This window comes from Aquimarina sp. AU119, assembly GCF_900312735.1.
GTDB lineage: Bacteria > Bacteroidota > Bacteroidia > Flavobacteriales > Flavobacteriaceae > Aquimarina > Aquimarina algiphila.
The window spans coordinates 283,292-302,340 of record NZ_OMPF01000016.1 but is presented as its reverse complement, the minus strand read 5'-3'; the positions used below and the strand labels follow the sequence as shown (position 1 = coordinate 302,340).

The following is a 19,049-nucleotide window of genomic DNA, read 5'->3' as shown; positions in this document are numbered from 1 at the left end:
AGTTAATCAGCTTTTTTTTCTAATAAAGCCATGTAAAATCCATCATAACCAGATTTGTGAGAAAGTATTTTTTTGTCTTTGATAAGCATGAAATTTTCCCCGATTTTTGTTGAAAGGAATTTTTTTACTTGATCTTGATTCTCTGAAGGTAAGATTGAACATGTTGCATACACTAATTTTCCACCAGGTTTTACCATTTTAGAGTAGCTTTCTAAAATTTCAGCTTGTGTATTTTTTATTGTATCCAAAAACTCTGGTTGTAATTTCCACTTAGCATCAGGGTTTCTGCTTAGAACCCCTAAACCACTACAAGGAGCATCTATAAGTACTCGATCCGCCTTGTTATGAAGCTTTTTAATATCTTTTGTGCTTTCAATAACTCTTGGTTCTATATTGTGTGCGCCAGCTCTTCGTGCCCTTCTTTTTAATTCCTTAAGCTTATTGCCATAAATATCCATGGCTATTACCTGACCCTTATTTTCCATTAATGCGGCCAAATGAAGTGTTTTACCTCCGGCACCAGCACAAGTATCGACAACACGCTGCCCCGGTTGAACATCCAGAAAATCTGCTACTAATTGTGAAGAAGCATCTTGGACTTCGAACATTCCATTTTTAAAAGCATCAGTAGTAAATACATTAGTTCTTTCTACAAGTTTAAGAGCATCAGAATATCCATTGATAAATTCAGTATCTATATTTTCATCTTCTAAAGCACTTCTTAACTTATCTTTTGTTGTCTTTAAAGTATTCGCTCTTAAAACAACCGGTGCTTGTTGGTTTAAAGCATTGATTTCTTTATCCCATAGATGCCCTAATTCTTTTTGACCTAGTTCATCCATCCAGTCAGGGATAGATTCTTTAAATTTTCTGATTTTACTTAATTCATCAAACCGACCTTTAATTCGCCGAGTAGGAGTAGGAGCTATTTGTTTCCAGTCTGGCAAAGAAATTCCTCTTAATGTTGCCCAAACAGCAAAAATCCGCCATAAGTTTTCCCTAGAATAAGGTTCTTTTACTTCTGCAATTTCAGCATATAAACGTTTCCATCTAACAATTTCATAAACGGTCTCTGCTACAAAGCTACGATCACGAGATCCCCATCTTTTGTCTCTCTTTAGTAATTTTTGTACAATTTTATCAGCATATGCTCCTTCATTAAATATTTCATGTAATCCATCTATAACAGCAAAGACAAGGTTTCTATGTAAACGCATTGTAGTATTTTTTTAAGGTTTGCAAAGGTATATGTTTGTAATCAAATACTGTTATATTTGAGTATAATTATTGAGAATGAGATTAATTACTATCATGCTATTAGTTTTGACCATTATTTGCTGTAATACAGAAGATAAGGTGATAGCTCATGATTTTTCTGAAATAGAAATAGAATACCTTTTAAGGGATTCTGTAAGTGTAAGAGCAATAGCAATATATAGCGATACATTATTAGGTTTTGGTTATAATAAAGGATATGGGTTTATCAACCTAAAAACTAATGAAAAAGACTTAATTAATTTTGAAATCACTGGCTCTAATGAGGAATATCCTAATTGGGTTGCAGAGCAACGTGCTGTGAGTTTTAATAATACTTCCTTTTTTAGTTTGAGTATAGGATCTCCGGCAAGACTCAGAAAAATTAGTATTAATAGCAAAGAAGAAAAAATAGTATATAGCGAAACCAACGATAAAGTATTTTATGATGCGATGGCCTTTTGGAATACAAGAGAAGGGATTGCAATGGGAGATCCAACTACTAATTGTTTATCAATATTAATAACACGAGATGAAGGAGAGACATGGAGCAAAGTTTCTTGTGATAATCTTCCTAAGGTTTTTGATGGTGAAGCAGCTTTTGCAGCTAGTAATGGTAATATTGCTATAATAGGAGATGAAACTTGGATCGTTTCTGGTGGTATGAAATCGAGAGTATTTTACTCTCCGGATAAAGGGAAGACATGGGATGTTTTTGCAACTCCAATTATTGAAGGGAAACAGACCTCTGGTGTGTATTCTGTAGATTTTTATGATAAAAATGTTGGAATCATTTATGGTGGAGACTATACAAAACCAAAAGATAATATAGCAAATAAGGCAATTACTAATGATGGAGGGAAAACCTGGAGCTTACTATCAGAAGGCAAAGGACCTGGTTATAAGAGTTGTGTGCGATATGTACCTAATGGAGGCGGTAAAGAAATAGCTGCAGTTGGATTCACCGGAATTTCAATTTCAAATGATTATGGAAAACATTGGAAAGAGCTAAGTAAAGAAGGGTTTTATACTCTAAGATTTATAAACGATAGTATAGCAATTGTCGCTGGAAAGGGTAGAATAGCTAAAATCATTTTTAAATAAAAAAAGAGAAACCATTAAATTTTCTCTTTTATATATTCAAAGCAATTAACATTATCCCTTTTTTCTTCGCTCTCGCATTCTTTGTAGAATACGTTTGTTAAAATCGGCTTCTGCCTTAATAAGGGTGATAATTTTTTTATTAGAAATGGTTTGTTTTAAATCTGTAATTAACTTCTTTCTGAATCTTGATTTTTTTTCCTGATTTTCAATGTGACTATTTAAAAAATCACCTGCTTGCTGATCACTTAATCCATCTGGTCCATCACTAGCTTCTCTTAGTGCTTTTAATTGTTTACGTTCTTGACGTTTAAGCTTATGAACTGTTTCTTCATAAGTATTATAAATAGGCCAGAATTTTTCTGCTTCTTTACTAGTCAAGTTTAATTTTTCTGTCAGATACGCAACTTTATATGCTTTCATTCTCTCTCTTGACCCATTTTGAGCAAGGGAGCTGAAAGAAACAAAAATTACAAAAACAAGTATTAATATCTTTTTCATGTGTATGTTTTATTCTACAAATATAATCTCATCGTCAATATCCTCCTCGGATAAATAGTCTAATATCTCGTCATCGTTTGCGAGTTCTTCTTCAAATACTTCTGTATAATTAATATCTTCATCTAATAAAGCAATCATTTCAGTAGTACTTAATTCGATATTTCCTTCATTAAAATAGTGGTGTATATCTGCTAATTCTATATCGTCAAAGTTTAATTTAGACTCCTCATATGTAGATAATGAAATAATAATTGCAATCATTGCTGCTATACCCGAAAAATATAAAATACTGCGTTTAGTGATTAATGAACGCACTTTGGTTTTGGATGGAGTCTCACTTACATTGTTCATTACATTATCTTCTAAAGTAGTAAAATAATCTTCGGGAATTGTAAAGCCGGAATCTATTTTGCTGCTTAGTATATTATCATTATCAGTAGGTCTAGATATTTTATCAAAAAGTTTGTGCTCAAACTCTTCAAAATAACCTTCGGGTACTTTAAAACCTCCATTGTTTTTATGTAGATTATCTTTCTTCACGATATATTAGACTTAAGATGTACATAATGGTTTAATCATTTTTTAAAAATTCTTCTATTTTTTTAGAGGCTAAGTGATATGATGCTTTTAGTGCACCTTCACTTGTTTCTAAAATTTCAGACATTTCTCTATATTTTAATTCCTGAAAATATTTCATATTAAAAACCTGTTGCTGCTTTTGTGGTAAAGTAGCTATTGCTTTTTGTAATTTTAGTTGTATTTGATCACCTTCATAATATACATCAGCCTCGAGGTTCTGAATCAATTGTTGATTTAACTCCTCATTGCTAATTGCGTATTTTTTGGCTTTTTGATTAAGAAATGTGATAGACTCATTTGTTGCAATGCGATATAGCCAAGAATACAATTTACTATCACCATTGAATTTTTTTATGTTTTTATAAACTTTAATAAAGACATTCTGAAGTACATCATCTGTATCATCATGATTTTTCAACATATTTCTTATGTGCCAATAGAGTCTTTGTTGATATAGAGTAACAAGTTCCCTAAAGGCTTTATCAATATCCTTTCCTGATTGTAATATATTGAGTAGGTCTTGTTCTTTTTTAGTATTCAAAAGATAAAATTAGTTTTATTATGGGATCTATATCATATTAGACTAATGTACAATAAAATGGTTTAATCAAGTATTAAAATAAAATAACTCTTTATTTTTTGTAGGAATTTGTAAGAATTAATGTTAAATATTACTATTTTTTGCATTTTTCATAGATAAAATACATTTTTTGTTTGGTGAATTGAAAATAAAGACTATCTTTACAGTGTGATAATAATTTAGTTCTTTCATTCCCCCCGAAGTGAAAGTTTTAATAAAAGTGAGTTTTAATTTTAGAATAAGCCCCTAAATTAAGATGATTTGTGTGAAGAGAAAGAGTGCGAAAGCACTCTTTTTTCATTTTATTACTTTTCGAAACAGTTTTAATAAATGTAGTATTAATACTACAATATTTTATTTTTTATTTTTGTTTTAAAAGTTAAAAAACATTTTTTTTAGACAAAATGCATAAAATGTTTGGTAAATTAAAAATAAATAGTATCTTTACAGTGTAATAATGAGTTAGTTCTTTCATTCCCCCCGAAGTGAAAGTTTTAATAAAAGTGAGTTTTAATTTTAGAGTAAGCCCCTAAATTAAGATGATTTGTGTGAAGAGAAAGAGTGCGAAAGCACTCTTTTTTCATTTTATTACTTTTTAAAAATGTTAATATAAGTAGTATATTTCTTACATAAAATATATTTTAGAGTTTTTTTAAAGTTTAAAAGCATTATTTTTAGATAAAAAGCATAAAATATTTGGTAAATTAAAAATAAGTAGTATCTTTACAGTGTAATAATGATTTAGTTCTTTCATTCCCCCCGAAGTGAAAGTTTTAATAAAAGTGAGTTTTAATTTTAGAATAAGCCCCTAAATTAAGATGATTTGTGTGAAGAGAAAGAGTGCGAAAGCACTCTTTTTTCATTTGCCCTTTTTTTTTATGTATAAGTAACTACATTATTTTAATATGCAAGCATTGTAAAAAGTAGGAAAAAGATTACTTTTTAGTATAAATTTGACTTCTATTATAGATAAAGTGTGCTTTTTTTAGATAAAAATCAAAATTTACTTGTTGTTATCGAATTTTTGATATATATTTACATCATAGTTAAAGAATTAGTTCTTTCATTTCCCCCAAAGTGAAAGATGTTAATAAGAGTGAGTTTTAATTTTAGAATAAGCCCCTAAATTAAGATGATTTGTGTGAAGAAAAAGAGTGCGAGAGCACTCTTTTTTATTTTTAAAACTATGTTTTTTAGTCATTTAGCTTTCTAGTGATTGCATGGTGACTAATTTTTGATACACACCATTTTTAGAAATCAATTCATCATGAGTTCCTTTTTCAACAATTTTACCTTTTTGCATTACAACGATTAAATTTGAATTTTGTATTGTAGATAGTCTATGTGCAATCACAATACTAGTTCTGTTTTTCATCATGTTTTCTAATGCAGATTGTACCAACCTCTCACTTTCTGTATCCAAAGCAGAAGTCGCTTCATCAAGAATCATAATAGGAGGATTTTTTAATACTGCTCTGGCTATTGATAGACGCTGTTTTTGACCACCACTTAATTTGTTACCACTGTCTCCTATATTGGTTTCTATTCCAGAGGGTAGATCTTTTACAAACTCCCATGCATTCGCAATTTTTAAAGCTTCAATGATTTCTTCATCAGAAGCTGTTTGATCACCAACTAATAGGTTGTTTTTTATAGTATCATTAAATAGGATAGAGTCTTGAGTAACTAACCCCATAAGATCTCTAAGAGATTTCTTTGTTAAATCTCTTATGTCAGTGCCATCAATTTTAATACTACCTTCATTTACATCATAAAAGCGAGTCACTAAGTTTGCTATAGTTGATTTACCACTTCCTGATTGTCCAACCAATGCAACCGAACTCCCTTTGGGAACTTTTAAAGAAAAATTGTTTAATACAAATTCATCTTCATATTTAAAGGAAATACTTTCTAATGAAATGTCTGTATTAAAATCATTCTTCTCTATAGCACCTTTTTTATCTTGTAAAGGAGAAGTTGTGTTAAGAATCTCTAAGACACGTTCTGCTGCTGCATTTCCTCTTTTTACTCCATAGCTAGCTTTAGAAATGGCTTTGGCAGGGGTGAGAATATTATAAGCAAGTCCCATGTAAACAATAAAAAGTCCTGGATCTAATGTTTTTTCGACTAATACCATCTGGCCTCCATACCATAATAGAATAGCAATCACAGTGATACCAAGGAATTCACTGGTAGGTGATGCGAGGTTTTGTCTGTTGAGCAAAGAATTTGAAAAACTATAAAAACGTGAGGTTGATTCCTGAAACTTTTTTCCAAAGATTTTTTCTGCAGTGAATCCTTTAATAACTTTAAGTCCACCCAAAGTTTCTTCTACTATAGAAAGAAAAAAACCTTGTTCTTGCTGTACTTTATCTGAATGCTTTTTTAATTTTTTTCCAACTAAAGAAATTAAAAATCCTGAGATGGGAATAAAAATAAACACAAATATGGTGAGTTTTAAACTGATTAAAAGCATAGTAAGTATTGTAAAAAGAATCATCAAAGGTTCTCTTACAATAAGTTCTAAAATAGATAAAAAAGAATGTTGAATTTCTAAAACATCGGTAGATATTCTGGCCATGGTATCTCCTTTTCGTTTTTCTGAGAAATATGATAATGGTAATTCTACGGTTTTGTCATATAATTCATTACGAATGTCTTTTAAAACACCATTTCGAAGAAAGGTAATAAAATACATAGCTAAATAGCTGAAGATATTTTTAAGAAAAAACATACCTATTACAAGGATGACCATAAAAATTAGGACGTCGTCATTACCTTGATCTGCTTTTTGGGTTACAAAATAATTAAGATAATCTTCTCCATATTCTTTGGCTTTTAATATACCTTCCCATTCTGGCTTAATCCGAATCCTTTCGGTTTTATCAAAAAGAACCTTTAACATAGGAAATAAAGATACCATGGATAATGTCCCGAAAAGTGCATAAAAAATATTAGAGATAATATTTAGTATTGCATATAGTTTATAAGGTTTCGCAAAGCGAAGAATTTGTTTAAAATAGTTCATTAAAAATATGGATTAACAGTCATTGCTGTTATTTAAGTTAGTTTTAAATCTTTTTTTATAGCTCCAATTCTGTCTTCTAGTTGTTGATGTACTATTGAAAAATTAGAAACTGTATCAAGATGTTCCTGAACGCTAATATAAAACTTGATCTTAGGTTCTGTTCCGCTTGGTCTTGCTGCAATTTTACTTCCTACTTCGGTATAAAATATCAAAACGTTTGATTTTGGAATATCAATCGTATGTTCTGTAGCATCCTGAATGTTTTTTACATTGCTGGTTTGATAATCTTCGATTAGGACCACTTTTTCTTCATTGATCAACTTCGGAGGATTATTTCTTAGGTCTATCATGATTTGTTTTATTTCTGCAGCGCCGTCCATTCCTTTTTTGACCAGAGAAACAAGATTTTCTTTATAAAAGCCATGTTTAGTATATAGCTCTAATAATGTATTGTAAAAAGAACTTCCATTAGCTTTAGCAAAAGCTACAATTTCGCAAGCAAGTAGGGTAGAGGTTACTGCATCTTTGTCTCTTACAAAATCACCAACCATAAACCCAAAACTTTCTTCACCTCCGCCTATAAATTTCTGTTCAGGGAAGTCTTTAATCAATTTTGCAATCCATTTAAATCCAGTGAGCACTTCTTTATATTCAACTCCATAGGCTTCAGCCATATTTTTCATCATTGGAGTAGATACTATAGTCGATGCTATAAATTCATTGCCTTTAATTCCAACTTTGTTTTTATAATGTTCTAATAGAAACCATGTCATTACAATCATGGTTTGGTTTCCATTTAATAACTGTAATTCATTATCATGATTACGAACTGCGATTCCTAATCGATCACAATCAGGATCTGTACCTATTACAATATCGGCATTAACCTTTTTAGCTAGTTCCATTGCCATGGTCAAAGCTTCAGGTTCTTCTGGATTTGGAGATTTTACTGTTGGGAAATTACCATCAGGTTTTTCTTGTTCTTTTACAATATGAACATTTTTGTAGCCCGCTTTAGAAAGTGTTTCTGGCACTGCTGTTATTGATGTTCCGTGTAAAGAAGTAAAAACAATTGTGGTGTTATCTTTGGCTTCTTGTGTAGCGGCAAAACTTCCATGTTGTACACTTTGTTCTATAAACACAGTGTCAATTTCGGTATCGATTTTTTGTATCAGTTCGGCATTAGCTTCAAACTTAATATCAGCATATTTTAGGCCGTTTATTTCTGTTATAATTTCATTGTCCTGTGGTGGAACCAGTTGTCCACCATCTTCCCAATATACTTTATATCCATTATATTCTGGAGGATTATGACTTGCGGTTAATACAATACCACAGTGACATCCAAGTTCTTTTACCGCAAATGATAACTCGGGAGTAGGGCGAAGACTAGAAAAAAGATATACTTTGATGCCGTTTGCAGAAAATACATCGGCTACAGTTTGTGCAAGTGTATCACTATTATTTCTACAATCATAAGCAATGACAGCCTTTGGTTGTACAGAAGAAAATTGCTTTAAAAGGTAATTACTAAGCCCCTGTGTGCTTTTACCTAAGGTGTATTTATTAATTCTATTCGTACCCGGGCCCATAATACCGCGCATACCTCCGGTACCAAATTCTAAATCCTTATAAAAACTTTCTTTAAGTTCTTCTGGATTATTCTTTAGTAGATTTTGAATTTCTTCTTGAGTGGTGGTGTCAAAGGTTGGTGTCAACCACTCCTCAGCTCTTGTCTTTATACTAGATTCTGTGATTTGCATGCTTATGGTTTTAATAACAAAAGTACTATAATTTGAATATTGTTGGAGGTAATTGATGTGTATTATTTGTGAATTTTAAGTTTTGTATTCATACTACTATTATGAAGATAAAATCCTTAAATGATTTGGGTTACATTATAAGTGTAAACGTTCTGCAATGCTGTATCTTTCTTTATCTCGTTTGCTTGTTAAAATGATTTCACCAAGAAATCCTGCTAAAAAGAACTGGGTTCCTAAAATCATAGAGGTAAGTGCTACATAAAACTCTGGCCGTTGTGCGATCAGTCTTCCTTTGGTTTCTATAAAAAGCTTGTCAATTCCCAGATATAGGGAAAAGCAAAATCCTACAATAAATAAAAGGGTCCCAATCAGTCCAAAAAAGTGCATAGGTCTTTTACCAAATCTGGACATAAACCATATGGTAACCAAATCCAAGAATCCATTAATGAAGCGACTCATTCCGAATTTTGTTTTACCATATTTTCGGGCTTGGTGTAGTACTACTTTTTCACCGATTTTGGTAAAACCAGCATTTTTGGCAAGTACAGGGATATATCGATGCATTTCTCCATGTACATCAATGTTTTTTACTACACTATTTTTATAGGCTTTTAGTCCGCAATTAAAATCGTGTAATTTGACACCTGATGTTTTTCTTGCAGCGGCATTAAATAATTTTGAAGGTAAATTTTTTGCGATAACAGAATCATATCGTTTCTTTTTCCATCCCGAAATAAGATCATAGCCTTCTTTGGCAATCATATCATACATCTCAGGAATTTCTTCTGGGTTGTCTTGTAAATCGGCATCCATGGTAATGACCACATCTCCATGAGCAGCGCCAAATCCAGCATGTAATGCTTGGGATTTTCCGAAATTTTTAAGAAAACGAATACCTTTTACATTGGTGTCCTGCTCTGATAATTGAGTAATGGTATCCCACGACCCATCGGTACTACCGTCATCGATAAAAATAATTTCATAAGAAAAAGAATTGGATTGCATAACTTTTGCAATCCAATGGTATAATTCGTTAAGTGATTCCTGCTCATTAAGCAGTGGTATGACCACAGATATATTCATAAATTAATATAAGTCTTGTTTTTTTCTCATGATTAACCCTGCGAAAAGAGAAATAATAAAACCAAAAAATAAGCTTCCTATGATAGAAAAAGCAATTTGTATATATGGACTGCTCATTTTTTCTGCAATAGCCATACTTTGATCTACTATTTGTTCTGTCATATCAGGATTCTCAAGTAATTTTTCTCGTTGAACCTCAAGCATTTGCTGCGTATAATTTGGTTCGATTACAGAGGTAAGTAAAAAAGTCCAGATGGCACCAATGATTCCCCCAATAAGAGCTATTCCTATCCCAACTTTTAATGCATCAGAAAGGTTGAGATATCCTTGATTAGCAGTTTTATATGCTTTTATCCCATAACTTATAACTCCTATAAGAATCAAGATTCCTGCTACAGAATATATCCAACTAGGATCTAGGTATGCATTAGTTACATACATTACAACACCCAGTAATACTGAAGTTATACCTAATATGATCCCGTAGTTTATGATAATTTTCTTAGTAGACGCTTTGTCATTTTCCATATGTGAAATAGTTTTGGTTATCTATAAACCATAAGTACACAAAGATAGTAAATTGTTACAGGTATAGAATAATAATATATGGTATTGATGTATTTTGAGATCTTGGTTCATCAATAAGTATAATATGTTTAAGTTTTGTTAAAGTTTACGTTATCTAATTAATTTTAGTTGAAATTTTTGAAATAATTTTGAAATCTAATATTCGTTTCGTTTTTTCTGCATGATGGCTCCGGCAAATAAAGAAATGACAAAACCTAATAAGGTGTCAGATACTAGTACGAGTGCTGAGGTTACATATAGAGAGCTAAGCTTACCGGCCATAGCCATGTTCTCATCAATTTGTTCTTGAGGCATGTTAGGGTTTTGATTTATTAAAACCTCACGTTCTGAAGCTAATATTTCATTCATCATATCCGGTTCAATTAAGGTTTTTAGTAAAATATTCCAAATTATAGCTAAAAAAGCACCAATTAAGACAATTCCTGTGCCTATTTTAATTGCTTGACCTAATTTAAGATAACCATTATTAGTAGATTTGTAGCTATATATTCCATAAACAATTATGCTAATTTGGATAGACAACTCAATAATTGAAAGCCCTAAGTTTCTAGTTGTAACATTATCTGTAGTATAACGAATAAGTCCATATGCTATCCATATAAGTCCAAGAACTAATCCGTAATTCACGATATATTTTTTGGTAGAAATAGTAGTTTCTTCCATAAGATAAAAATATTTTTTAGCTATTATAAAAACATTAGTTAACAAATATAATAAAATGTTACAGTTTGAATAAAGATAGCTTTTTATCGTCTTAATTTATGTTTTTGTCGTATATTTATCAGATTATTACGGTTTTTCCGTAATTAAAATAAGGTCTCAGCAAGCGTAAAATATGGGGATTCATGAGGAATGGACTTAAAATGTTAATCGTTTGAAATGTAATGTTTTATATGTTTTTTTTATAGAATAAAGTTAAGATGAGACTTTTTTTAAGACTAAATACTCCAATTTAAGAGTGTATAAAAAATATATTAACGAAATCAGGATTTATGAGAAAACTACTACTTTTTACATTTATAATTTCTTTTCTTACTGTTGGTTCCTGTTCTAGAGATGAGGGATCTAATGAGGTGTCATTGACAGAAAAAGAATATTTGGTTAAGCAAACTATTATTGAGTTTAATAATAGTGCAGTTAAAACTGGGAAATATCATGAGTTCATTAATTCTGTAGCTCAAAAATCGGCATCTGAACCTATAAGCCCTGAGAGGTTAGAAGCAATGATTCAAGAGTTTCTCGGTGATCAGGCGCGAGCATTCTTGGATGTGTATTATCAACTAAAGGCTTTAAATCTTACTTCAGAAGAATTTCGCAGTATAGCTAGTCAATTTGAATATCTTAGAATTAATTTTGAAGTGGATCCGAGCAAAAGTTTTGGATGTTGTCAGTTTGGGGGTGCTGGTAATTCTCGACTGCATGATTTACTTGATTTTGTTTGTGGTTGTCAGGCAGAATAACATTTTGAGCTATTCTCTTGCTTTTAGATTTTTAAATTCAATTTAATTTCTTTATTTCAAAAATTATTTTGCATTTAAAAAAATAGTTGTAAATTTGCACCTCGAAATTAGAAAAGATTATAACGATGAGAAAAGATATTCACCCAGATAATTATAGATTAGTAGCTTTTAAAGACATGTCTAATGATGAAGTTTTTTTAACAAAGTCTACGGCAAATACCAAAGAAACTTTAGAAGTAGATGGTGTTGAGTATCCATTAGTAAAGTTAGAAATTTCCAGAACTTCTCATCCATTTTATACCGGTAAGTCAAAACTTATCGATACTGCTGGACGTATTGACAAATTCAAAAACAAATACGCTAAATTCAAAAAGTAATTTAACGTTATATCATATTCAAAAGCCTTTCCATTTTGGGGAGGCTTTTTTTTGAACAAAAAAGTTGGCTGTAATAAAATTCACGTCAGTCAGAGATATCCAATAAAAATTTTATCCAGCGTATGGATTTGACGTAATAAGCTTGCTACGGCCTATCAAAAAGAACTTTGAAAATCAAGGCAGCAGCGAGGGCTTGAGGATGAAAAACTGTTTGAGCGATAGCGAGTTTTTTTCATCCGTGGCTGGGGGTGGCGTAGAATTTTGTTAAGTTCTTTTTGTAAGCCTAGACTTTTTTATTTCTTTTTTTGGCGATGAAAAAAAGAAAAGATGCTCAATCAAAGTGAATTAGATGAAATTTTAATTCATTATATCACTTTGAAAAACAGTATTATATAAAATCCGTCAATGGTAGTGATTTTCGATAGAAAATTTTATATCTACGGGCTCAGCAGAACTATCGAAGACAAGTGAATTTTTAATAGAAAGCCTAATTTTGACAGCTTCAATCAAGTTGAAGGAAGGCTAATTTTTCGTCTGTCGTGTCGAGCGGGGTAGAGAGGTTGTTATGAAAAATCATTCAATTTGACAACTTTCTCGTAAATTGGATCCTGAATCAAGTTCAGGATGACATACTTACTATGATGAACTATGAACATTTGATATTTTTTATTTTACAAATAAATTAGCTAAACAGCATGATTTTTATCATGAACGTCTTTATTTTTGCACCAGTTCAACGTATTAATTTTTTTGAGATCAAATCATGAATTATATTCTTTTTGATGGTGCTTCACGTAACGCATTACTACCATTTACATATACACGTCCTGTAGCCGAGATTCGAATTGGAATACTTACCATTCGAGAGAAATGGGAGAAGTATTTAGGGTATACTACTTCTACAGTTACAGAAGAGTATCTAAACGAAAAATACCCTATGGTAGAGTTAGAAGAAAATATAATGATTAATGCTTCTTATCTTCCATCAGAAAACCTGATAACGGCTATACAAAATCTACAACCTAAACAAGCTATTTTCTATGATGAAGAACCTATTGCTTTCTATGTTAAAGAAGATCAAGAGGTTGATTTTGATAGTTATGAGATTACTCATTATGATGAAGAGGTGTTTACGGTACAGTATACCTGGGATATTTTTTCTAAGAACGAACAAGCGATCAAAGAAGATTTTAAATTATTAACGAAAGACAGAGATAGTCAGCCTATCCCCGAAAGCAATAATGTTATTGCACCAGAATACATTTTTATCGAAGAAGGAGCAGTTGTAGAATTTGCAAGCCTTAACGCGAGTAAAGGTCCGATTTATATCGGAAAAGATGCAGAAATCATGGAGGGTAGTTTGATAAGAGGTCCTTTTGCACTTTGCGATCAAGCGGTAATTAAGATGGGAGCAAAGATTTATGGTGGTACAACCGTTGGTCCTTATTCTAAGGTTGGCGGAGAAGTAAATAATTCTGTGATCTTTGGTTGTTCTAATAAAGGGCATGATGGTTTTTTAGGAAACTCAGTGTTAGGGGAGTGGTGTAATCTAGGAGCAGATACTAATACATCTAATCTGAAGAATAATTATGCACCAGTAAGACTTTGGAGTTATGAGACAGAGAGTTTTGCAAAAACAGGATTACAGTTTTGTGGATTAATGATGGGGGATCATTCTAAATGCGGAATTAATACGATGTTTAATACAGGTACTGTGGTTGGAGTGAATGCTAATATTTTTGGAACTGGATTTCCTCGTAATTTTGTGCCGAGTTATAGCTGGGGAGGAAGTGGAGGCTTTACAACTTATCTCACTAAAAAAGCTTTTGAAGTAGCTAAAGTAGTGATGTCAAGGCGCAATATAGAATTTACCGAGCAGGATGAGAAAATTCTAGAGCATATTTTTGAAGAAACAAAGACATGGCGAAAGAGTTATGAATAGATAGAGCTCTTTTTAATTACTGCAAAAAATAGAAAAAAGCATTATATTTTTTGATGATAATAAACAAAAACGCCCTCTACATCAGAGAGCGTTTTTTATGTTACTTTATTTTAAATTACTTCGAGAAATAATACTCTAAATTAATGGTATTATCTGCTTCGGTTTCTACAATTTTTACAATTAAAGAAGAACCATCTACAACTGCATCACCATCAAAATCAACATATCCATTTTCTTCTACTCCTTCAAATACTTGATCTCCAGAAGCTTCAACATACTCAAACTCAATTAAGGTCATTCTTTTTTCTTCTTCATCATACGCCCAATTACCTTTAGAAATATAATAACTAGTTCCTTCTGGTTGGAAAACTGCGGTACAAGTTTCTGTACTGGCGTTAAAATCTAAGTCATTATCTGTTTCATCACTTCTATATTCATACGTTCCATCATTGTTGATTGTTAACTTAAAAGAATCTAATATATAGCAAAAAGCATTTTCTATAACTAGTTCTTGCTCATTGGCACAATTTATAGTTGTAGAACCACAATCGCTTTCTTCACCAGGGAGAATAGTTACTCCGTCTTCGATTAGCTTAGTGTAGTTCCAAGTGCCTACAAGAGCAGGATTTCCACCCCATGCTTCTATTTCAACACAAACTTCTACAGGATCGCTAATATTGCCTGCGTCATCATAAATACAAAGGATATAGCAAAATTTTCCAGGAGGTATTGCATCTCCAAAATTTACATCGATTTCTACATTATTATTGTCCATTTTACTGGATCTTGAAAAAACTCCTGTATTTTTTCTTACTGATTTAGATTTATTAGCAGAAACATCAAAGTAATTAGTGGCTTTTGTGCCGTCGGTAGAGGCTAGCTGTATATATGCACCAGCATAGTTAGCAGGAGCGTTAAAACTAATGTCAAATCCGTTTTTTAAGAAAGCAGATTGATTAGTGTTGTCCATCGTAAAGGCAATTTCGCCTGTAGGAGAAGGAGGAGTACCATTATTTACAGTGGCATTTTCAATAGTAATACCAGAAGTAACATCTGCTGGATTTAGTACAGTTTCTTCTTCTGGATTAGATGCAACGTCATTTCCTCCAGTTGGAGAATCGTCATCACTACTACATCCTATTATTACAAGCAGTAAGGAAGCAAGTAAAAAAAATGATAATTTTTTCATAAGATTCGGGTTAATTGATTATGTTAAAAATGTTAACGAAATGCGAATATATAAAAAAATAATCGATTAAATGCGGATAAGTAGGGTAAGGGGGCTTTATGGTGGGTTGTTATCTAGTTTCTTTAATTCTTTTTCTCTTTCCAAACTCGTTTTAAGACCAGAAAATTTTGTGGATTTGTAGTCATACCTTTTACATTTTTCTGTATAAAATGTGTGACTTGGTCATAATATAAAGGAACAATAGGAGCGTGGGCGATTATTATAGAGTCCATTTTTGCATAATGTTGCTCTCGTACTTTGGTGTCGGTGATCAAGAAACTTTCTTCATATAGTCTATCAAAGGTCTCATTTTTAAAGTGAGTATAGTTTGGACCATTTGGAGTATGGTTTTTGCTGTAATAAGGAGAAAGGAAATTTTCTGCATCAGGATAGTCTGCGATCCAACTTGCTCTAAATGTATCTAGTTTTCCTGCCCATTTCTTTTGACGTATTGTCGAAGAAGGCATAACATCTACTATAATGGTAAGCCCTATTTTTTGAAGCTCTCGTTGTATAAATTCACAAATACTTTGATAATTTGAGTCGGTCGCAATCCTGATAACGGGATCTGTATCTCCTGTTTGTTTGATGTAAGTCTCGACAAGTTTACGAGCTTTCTCTGGATTATATTCAAATCCTTTACTATTACTAAACCCGGGAATTCCTTTAGGAATAAAACCATTAATTGCGGGAGTTCCGATACCATTTTTCAGATACGTTATCATTTTTTTTCTATCAAAGCCATAATTAATAGCTTTCCTGATCAATACAGATTGTACTTCCTGGCTATCTCCATCTAGATAAAATCCTAGATATTCAGAATTTAGATAAGGGCCTTTAGAAATATGAATACGATCTTTGTAACGTTCTCTTAGCTTTCCTGTAGGGGTAAGTAGTTCGTCTTTGTAAGATGCATCAAGGCTGTTAAGAAAGTCAATATTCCCTTTTGCAAATTGAAGAAATTCACTTTGTTTTTCAGGTAAAAAAGTAATAGCTACAGCTTCGAGGTAGGGGAGTTGTTCTCCTTTCTCATCCTTTTCAAAATATAATTCGTTTTTACGAAGTACTAATTTTACATTCTCTTCCCATAATTTAAACTTAAATGGACCTGTACCGATTGGATTGGATCTAAATTGGTTGCCATAAAATTCTACAATTTCTTTTGGAACAACAGAACAATATCGCATGCTCATTAGTCCTAAAAAAGCAGGAAAAGGTTTCTTCAATTTAATTTCAAAAATAGTGTCATTGATAGCAGTGTATTTCTGCACATTTTTTAAAACCCAGTTTCCTGGAGATGCTACTTTGGGATCAATTAACCTGTTAAAACTATATACAAAATCCTTCGCGGTTACCACTCTGGTACTGTCTTTGGTTTTAAATTGCTCGTGCTTATGAAATTTTACATCATTTCTAAGGATAAAAGTATAATTCAACATATTTTCTGAAATCTCCCATCTTCTAGCAATGTCAGGTTTGATATGAAGAGAGTCATCAAGCTGTACCAGACTATTAAATAATTGATTTGTGGACCAGATATTGGCAATGTCCCTGGCAAATGTAGGGTCTAATGAACTAACATTTTCATATTGATTATAGCGAAATACTAAATGATCTCTGTTTTCGTGAGAGGATTCCTTACAAGATAATAATACAAGTAAAGAGTAAAGTGTTGTTAAGTAGTGAATTATGGATTTGTTGTGTGCTATTTTCAATTTTAGTAAACGAATTATTGTTGGTATATTTGCACCCTAAAAAAATATCCTAGAACGACTCAATGTTTTTGAGTATAGTTAAGGGTAAATATAAAGAGATTTTCGCCTTTGCGGAAATGACACTTATATTTTATGAGAAAAAAAGTAGCTTTTTATACATTAGGTTGTAAACTGAATTTTTCTGAAACCTCCACGATCGCAAGAAGTTTTGTTGATGAAGGTTTTGATCGTGTGGATTTTTCTGAAAATGCAGATATTTATGTTATTAATACATGTTCTGTTACAGAAAATGCAGATAAAAGATTCAAAACTATAGTAAAGCAGGCTCAAAAAGTAAATCCAGATGCTTTTGTTGCCGCAGTGGGTTGTTATGCACAATTAAAACCTGAAGAACTTGTAGAGGTTGACGGAGTGGATTTGGTTTTAGGAGCTACAGAGAAATTTAAGATTACAGATTATATCAATGATCTTTCTAAAAATGAATTTGGAGAAGTACATTCTTGTGAGATTGAAGAAGCAGATTTTTATGTGGGTAGTTATTCTATAGGAGATCGAACTCGTGCATTTTTAAAAGTACAAGATGGCTGTGATTATAAATGTACCTATTGTACAATACCTTTGGCAAGAGGGGTTTCAAGAAGTGATACATTAGATAATGTATTAAAAAACGCTAAAGAAATTTCGGAAAAAGGAATCAAAGAAATTGTGCTTACCGGAGTTAATATTGGAGACTATGGTAAAGGAGAGTTTGGTAATAAAAAGCATGAGCATACATTTTATGAGTTGGTAACAGCTCTTGATCAGGTAGATGGTATAGAAAGATTGCGAATTTCATCTATAGAACCAAATTTACTTAAGAATGAAACTATTGATTTTGTTGCAAAATCAAGAACTTTCGTTCCGCATTTTCATATTCCTTTACAGTCAGGTAATGATGAGATCTTAAAATTGATGCGTAGAAGATATCTTACGAATCTGTATGTGGATAGAGTGATAAAAATTAAAGAAGTGATGCCTCATGCCTGTATTGGTGTTGATGTTATTGTTGGTTTCCCGGGAGAAACCGATGATCACTTTTTGGATACTTATAATTTCTTATCTCAATTAGATATATCATATCTACATGTATTTACATATTCTGAGAGAGATAATACGGTTGCAGCAAAATTAGATGATGCTGTTCCTCAAAATGTGCGTAAGAAGAGAAGTAAAATGTTGCGAGGATTATCAGCTAAAAAAAGAAGAGCGTTTTACGAAAGCCAGTTGGGAACAGAAAGAACAGTTTTGTTTGAGTCAGAGAACAAAGAAGGATATATTCATGGGTTTACAGAGAATTATGTGAAGGTGAAAATGCCATGGAATCCATCATACGTTAACACCATGCACGATGTGCTACTGAAAGATATTGATGAAGACGGGATGGTGAGATTTGATTTTGTTTAAGAGTAACATTGTAAATATTAGAAAATAAAAAAAATCTGCTCTCAGGCAGATTTTTTTTATTTTTTGGATGAAATAGAGACTATATATTTATTCCTACTGGAAGTAAATCTTTGTATTTCCTTCGGTTTTTACGCATAAATTTAGCGATAATCGGACTTGTAGGTACTAATCTAATGTTGCGTTCCTGAATAACGTTAAATACAGCAACAATAAAATCTTCTCCATATCCTTTTTCAAGGTGTTCCTCACTCATTACAAGTTTAGTTAGGAAAATTTTTCTTTCCTGTTGAGCGTACTCGATCTTTGCTTTTTGATCTTCAATTGTAGTTTCGAATTGTCTTAGAAATTCATTGTCAATGATTTCTAATTCAACAGCACTCATGTTCTCCATAGTTTTTTTTAATTAT

The 19,049-nt window shown here is 31.9% G+C and carries 17 protein-coding genes; 5 read left to right on the top strand and 12 right to left on the bottom strand.

Annotated elements, in window-relative coordinates; genetic code table 11:
* Positions 1 to 2 precede the first annotated feature (2 nt).
* Entirely contained in the window at positions 3 to 1,217 is a 1,215-nt protein-coding gene (locus tag DK442_RS16080) for an RsmB/NOP family class I SAM-dependent RNA methyltransferase (RefSeq protein WP_109436913.1), read from the bottom strand.
* 76 nt (positions 1,218 to 1,293) lie between these two features.
* On the opposite strand from DK442_RS16080, the gene DK442_RS16075 reads away from it, so the two are divergent.
* Complete coding sequence (locus tag DK442_RS16075) at positions 1,294 to 2,358, top strand: oxidoreductase (RefSeq protein ID WP_109436912.1); 1,065 nt, start codon at positions 1,294 to 1,296, stop codon at positions 2,356 to 2,358.
* Positions 2,359 to 2,409: 51 nt separating this feature from the next.
* Here the strand turns inward: DK442_RS16075 and DK442_RS16070 are convergent, their stop codons facing one another.
* From DK442_RS16070 to DK442_RS16035, 8 genes are all read right to left on the bottom strand, one after another.
* Positions 2,410 to 2,856, bottom strand: a complete 447-nt coding sequence (locus DK442_RS16070) for a hypothetical protein (protein ID WP_109436911.1) — start codon at positions 2,854 to 2,856, stop codon at positions 2,410 to 2,412.
* 9 nt (positions 2,857 to 2,865) lie between these two features.
* Positions 2,866 to 3,396, bottom strand: coding sequence for a hypothetical protein (locus DK442_RS16065; RefSeq protein ID WP_109436910.1), 531 nt, complete (start codon positions 3,394 to 3,396; stop codon positions 2,866 to 2,868).
* Between the two features lie 31 nt (positions 3,397 to 3,427).
* Positions 3,428 to 3,976, bottom strand: a complete 549-nt coding sequence (locus DK442_RS16060) for an RNA polymerase sigma factor (RefSeq protein WP_109436909.1) — start codon at positions 3,974 to 3,976, stop codon at positions 3,428 to 3,430.
* 1,240 nt (positions 3,977 to 5,216) lie between these two features.
* Positions 5,217 to 7,043, bottom strand: a complete 1,827-nt coding sequence (locus DK442_RS16055; RefSeq protein ID WP_109436908.1) for an ABC transporter ATP-binding protein — start codon at positions 7,041 to 7,043, stop codon at positions 5,217 to 5,219.
* A gap of 32 nt (positions 7,044 to 7,075) precedes the next feature.
* On the bottom strand, positions 7,076 to 8,806 hold the full coding sequence (locus tag DK442_RS16050) for a phospho-sugar mutase (protein ID WP_109436907.1): 1,731 nt from the start codon (positions 8,804 to 8,806) through the stop codon (positions 7,076 to 7,078).
* A gap of 135 nt (positions 8,807 to 8,941) precedes the next feature.
* The gene (locus tag DK442_RS16045; RefSeq protein WP_109436906.1) at positions 8,942 to 9,889 is read right to left on the bottom strand and encodes a glycosyltransferase family 2 protein; all 948 of its coding nucleotides are present in this window, start codon (positions 9,887 to 9,889) and stop codon (positions 8,942 to 8,944) included.
* Positions 9,890 to 9,892: 3 nt separating this feature from the next.
* Positions 9,893 to 10,417, bottom strand: a complete 525-nt coding sequence (locus DK442_RS16040) for a DUF4199 domain-containing protein (protein WP_109436905.1) — start codon at positions 10,415 to 10,417, stop codon at positions 9,893 to 9,895.
* Positions 10,418 to 10,612: 195 nt separating this feature from the next.
* Positions 10,613 to 11,140: a DUF4199 domain-containing protein gene (locus DK442_RS16035; RefSeq protein ID WP_109436904.1), complete on the bottom strand. Its 528-nt coding sequence runs from the start codon at positions 11,138 to 11,140 to the stop codon at positions 10,613 to 10,615.
* A 329-nt stretch (positions 11,141 to 11,469) separates the two neighbouring features.
* On the opposite strand from DK442_RS16035, the gene DK442_RS16030 reads away from it, so the two are divergent.
* From DK442_RS16030 to DK442_RS16020, 3 genes are all read left to right on the top strand, one after another.
* Positions 11,470 to 11,937, top strand: coding sequence for a hypothetical protein (locus DK442_RS16030; protein WP_109436903.1), 468 nt, complete (start codon positions 11,470 to 11,472; stop codon positions 11,935 to 11,937).
* Positions 11,938 to 12,062: 125 nt separating this feature from the next.
* Positions 12,063 to 12,314 carry a type B 50S ribosomal protein L31 gene (locus DK442_RS16025; RefSeq protein WP_027392055.1) on the top strand — a complete coding sequence of 84 codons (252 nt, stop codon included), beginning with the start codon at positions 12,063 to 12,065 and terminating at the stop codon, positions 12,312 to 12,314.
* A gap of 763 nt (positions 12,315 to 13,077) precedes the next feature.
* Positions 13,078 to 14,256, top strand: coding sequence for a GlmU family protein (locus tag DK442_RS16020; RefSeq protein ID WP_109436902.1), 1,179 nt, complete (start codon positions 13,078 to 13,080; stop codon positions 14,254 to 14,256).
* A gap of 115 nt (positions 14,257 to 14,371) precedes the next feature.
* Here DK442_RS16020 and DK442_RS16015 read toward each other — a convergent pair whose 3' ends face one another.
* The gene (locus DK442_RS16015; protein WP_109436901.1) at positions 14,372 to 15,445 is read right to left on the bottom strand and encodes a hypothetical protein; all 1,074 of its coding nucleotides are present in this window, start codon (positions 15,443 to 15,445) and stop codon (positions 14,372 to 14,374) included.
* A 122-nt stretch (positions 15,446 to 15,567) separates the two neighbouring features.
* Positions 15,568 to 17,193 carry an ABC transporter substrate-binding protein gene (locus DK442_RS16010; protein WP_109437016.1) on the bottom strand — a complete coding sequence of 542 codons (1,626 nt, stop codon included), beginning with the start codon at positions 17,191 to 17,193 and terminating at the stop codon, positions 15,568 to 15,570.
* Between the two features lie 138 nt (positions 17,194 to 17,331).
* Here DK442_RS16010 and mtaB point away from each other — a divergent pair, with 138 nt between their 5' ends.
* Complete coding sequence (mtaB, locus tag DK442_RS16005) at positions 17,332 to 18,642, top strand: tRNA (N(6)-L-threonylcarbamoyladenosine(37)-C(2))-methylthiotransferase MtaB (protein WP_109436900.1); 1,311 nt, start codon at positions 17,332 to 17,334, stop codon at positions 18,640 to 18,642.
* Between the two features lie 79 nt (positions 18,643 to 18,721).
* On the opposite strand, the gene DK442_RS16000 is transcribed toward mtaB, so the two are convergent.
* Entirely contained in the window at positions 18,722 to 19,024 is a 303-nt protein-coding gene (locus DK442_RS16000; RefSeq protein ID WP_109437015.1) for a GNAT family N-acetyltransferase, read from the bottom strand.
* Between the last annotated feature and the right edge of the window lie 25 nt (positions 19,025 to 19,049).

Bases quoted from the DNA above. Each gene is read 5' to 3' on its own strand.
- DK442_RS16015 (WP_109436901.1), bottom strand. From the start codon at position 15,445: ATGAAAAAATTATCATTTTTTTTACTTGCTTCCTTACTGCTTGTAATA.
- DK442_RS16075 (WP_109436912.1), top strand. From the start codon at position 1,294: ATGAGATTAATTACTATCATGCTATTAGTTTTGACCATTATTTGCTGT.
- DK442_RS16045 (WP_109436906.1), bottom strand. From the start codon at position 9,889: ATGAATATATCTGTGGTCATACCACTGCTTAATGAGCAGGAATCACTT.
- DK442_RS16020 (WP_109436902.1), top strand. From the start codon at position 13,078: ATGAATTATATTCTTTTTGATGGTGCTTCACGTAACGCATTACTACCA.
- DK442_RS16055 (WP_109436908.1), bottom strand. From the start codon at position 7,043: ATGAACTATTTTAAACAAATTCTTCGCTTTGCGAAACCTTATAAACTA.
- mtaB (WP_109436900.1), top strand. From the start codon at position 17,332: ATGAGAAAAAAAGTAGCTTTTTATACATTAGGTTGTAAACTGAATTTT.
- DK442_RS16025 (WP_027392055.1), top strand. From the start codon at position 12,063: ATGAGAAAAGATATTCACCCAGATAATTATAGATTAGTAGCTTTTAAA.
- DK442_RS16070 (WP_109436911.1), bottom strand. From the start codon at position 2,856: ATGAAAAAGATATTAATACTTGTTTTTGTAATTTTTGTTTCTTTCAGC.
- DK442_RS16030 (WP_109436903.1), top strand. From the start codon at position 11,470: ATGAGAAAACTACTACTTTTTACATTTATAATTTCTTTTCTTACTGTT.
- DK442_RS16080 (WP_109436913.1), bottom strand. From the start codon at position 1,217: ATGCGTTTACATAGAAACCTTGTCTTTGCTGTTATAGATGGATTACAT.
- DK442_RS16035 (WP_109436904.1), bottom strand. From the start codon at position 11,140: ATGGAAGAAACTACTATTTCTACCAAAAAATATATCGTGAATTACGGA.
- DK442_RS16000 (WP_109437015.1), bottom strand. From the start codon at position 19,024: ATGAGTGCTGTTGAATTAGAAATCATTGACAATGAATTTCTAAGACAA.
- DK442_RS16050 (WP_109436907.1), bottom strand. From the start codon at position 8,806: ATGCAAATCACAGAATCTAGTATAAAGACAAGAGCTGAGGAGTGGTTG.
- DK442_RS16040 (WP_109436905.1), bottom strand. From the start codon at position 10,417: ATGGAAAATGACAAAGCGTCTACTAAGAAAATTATCATAAACTACGGG.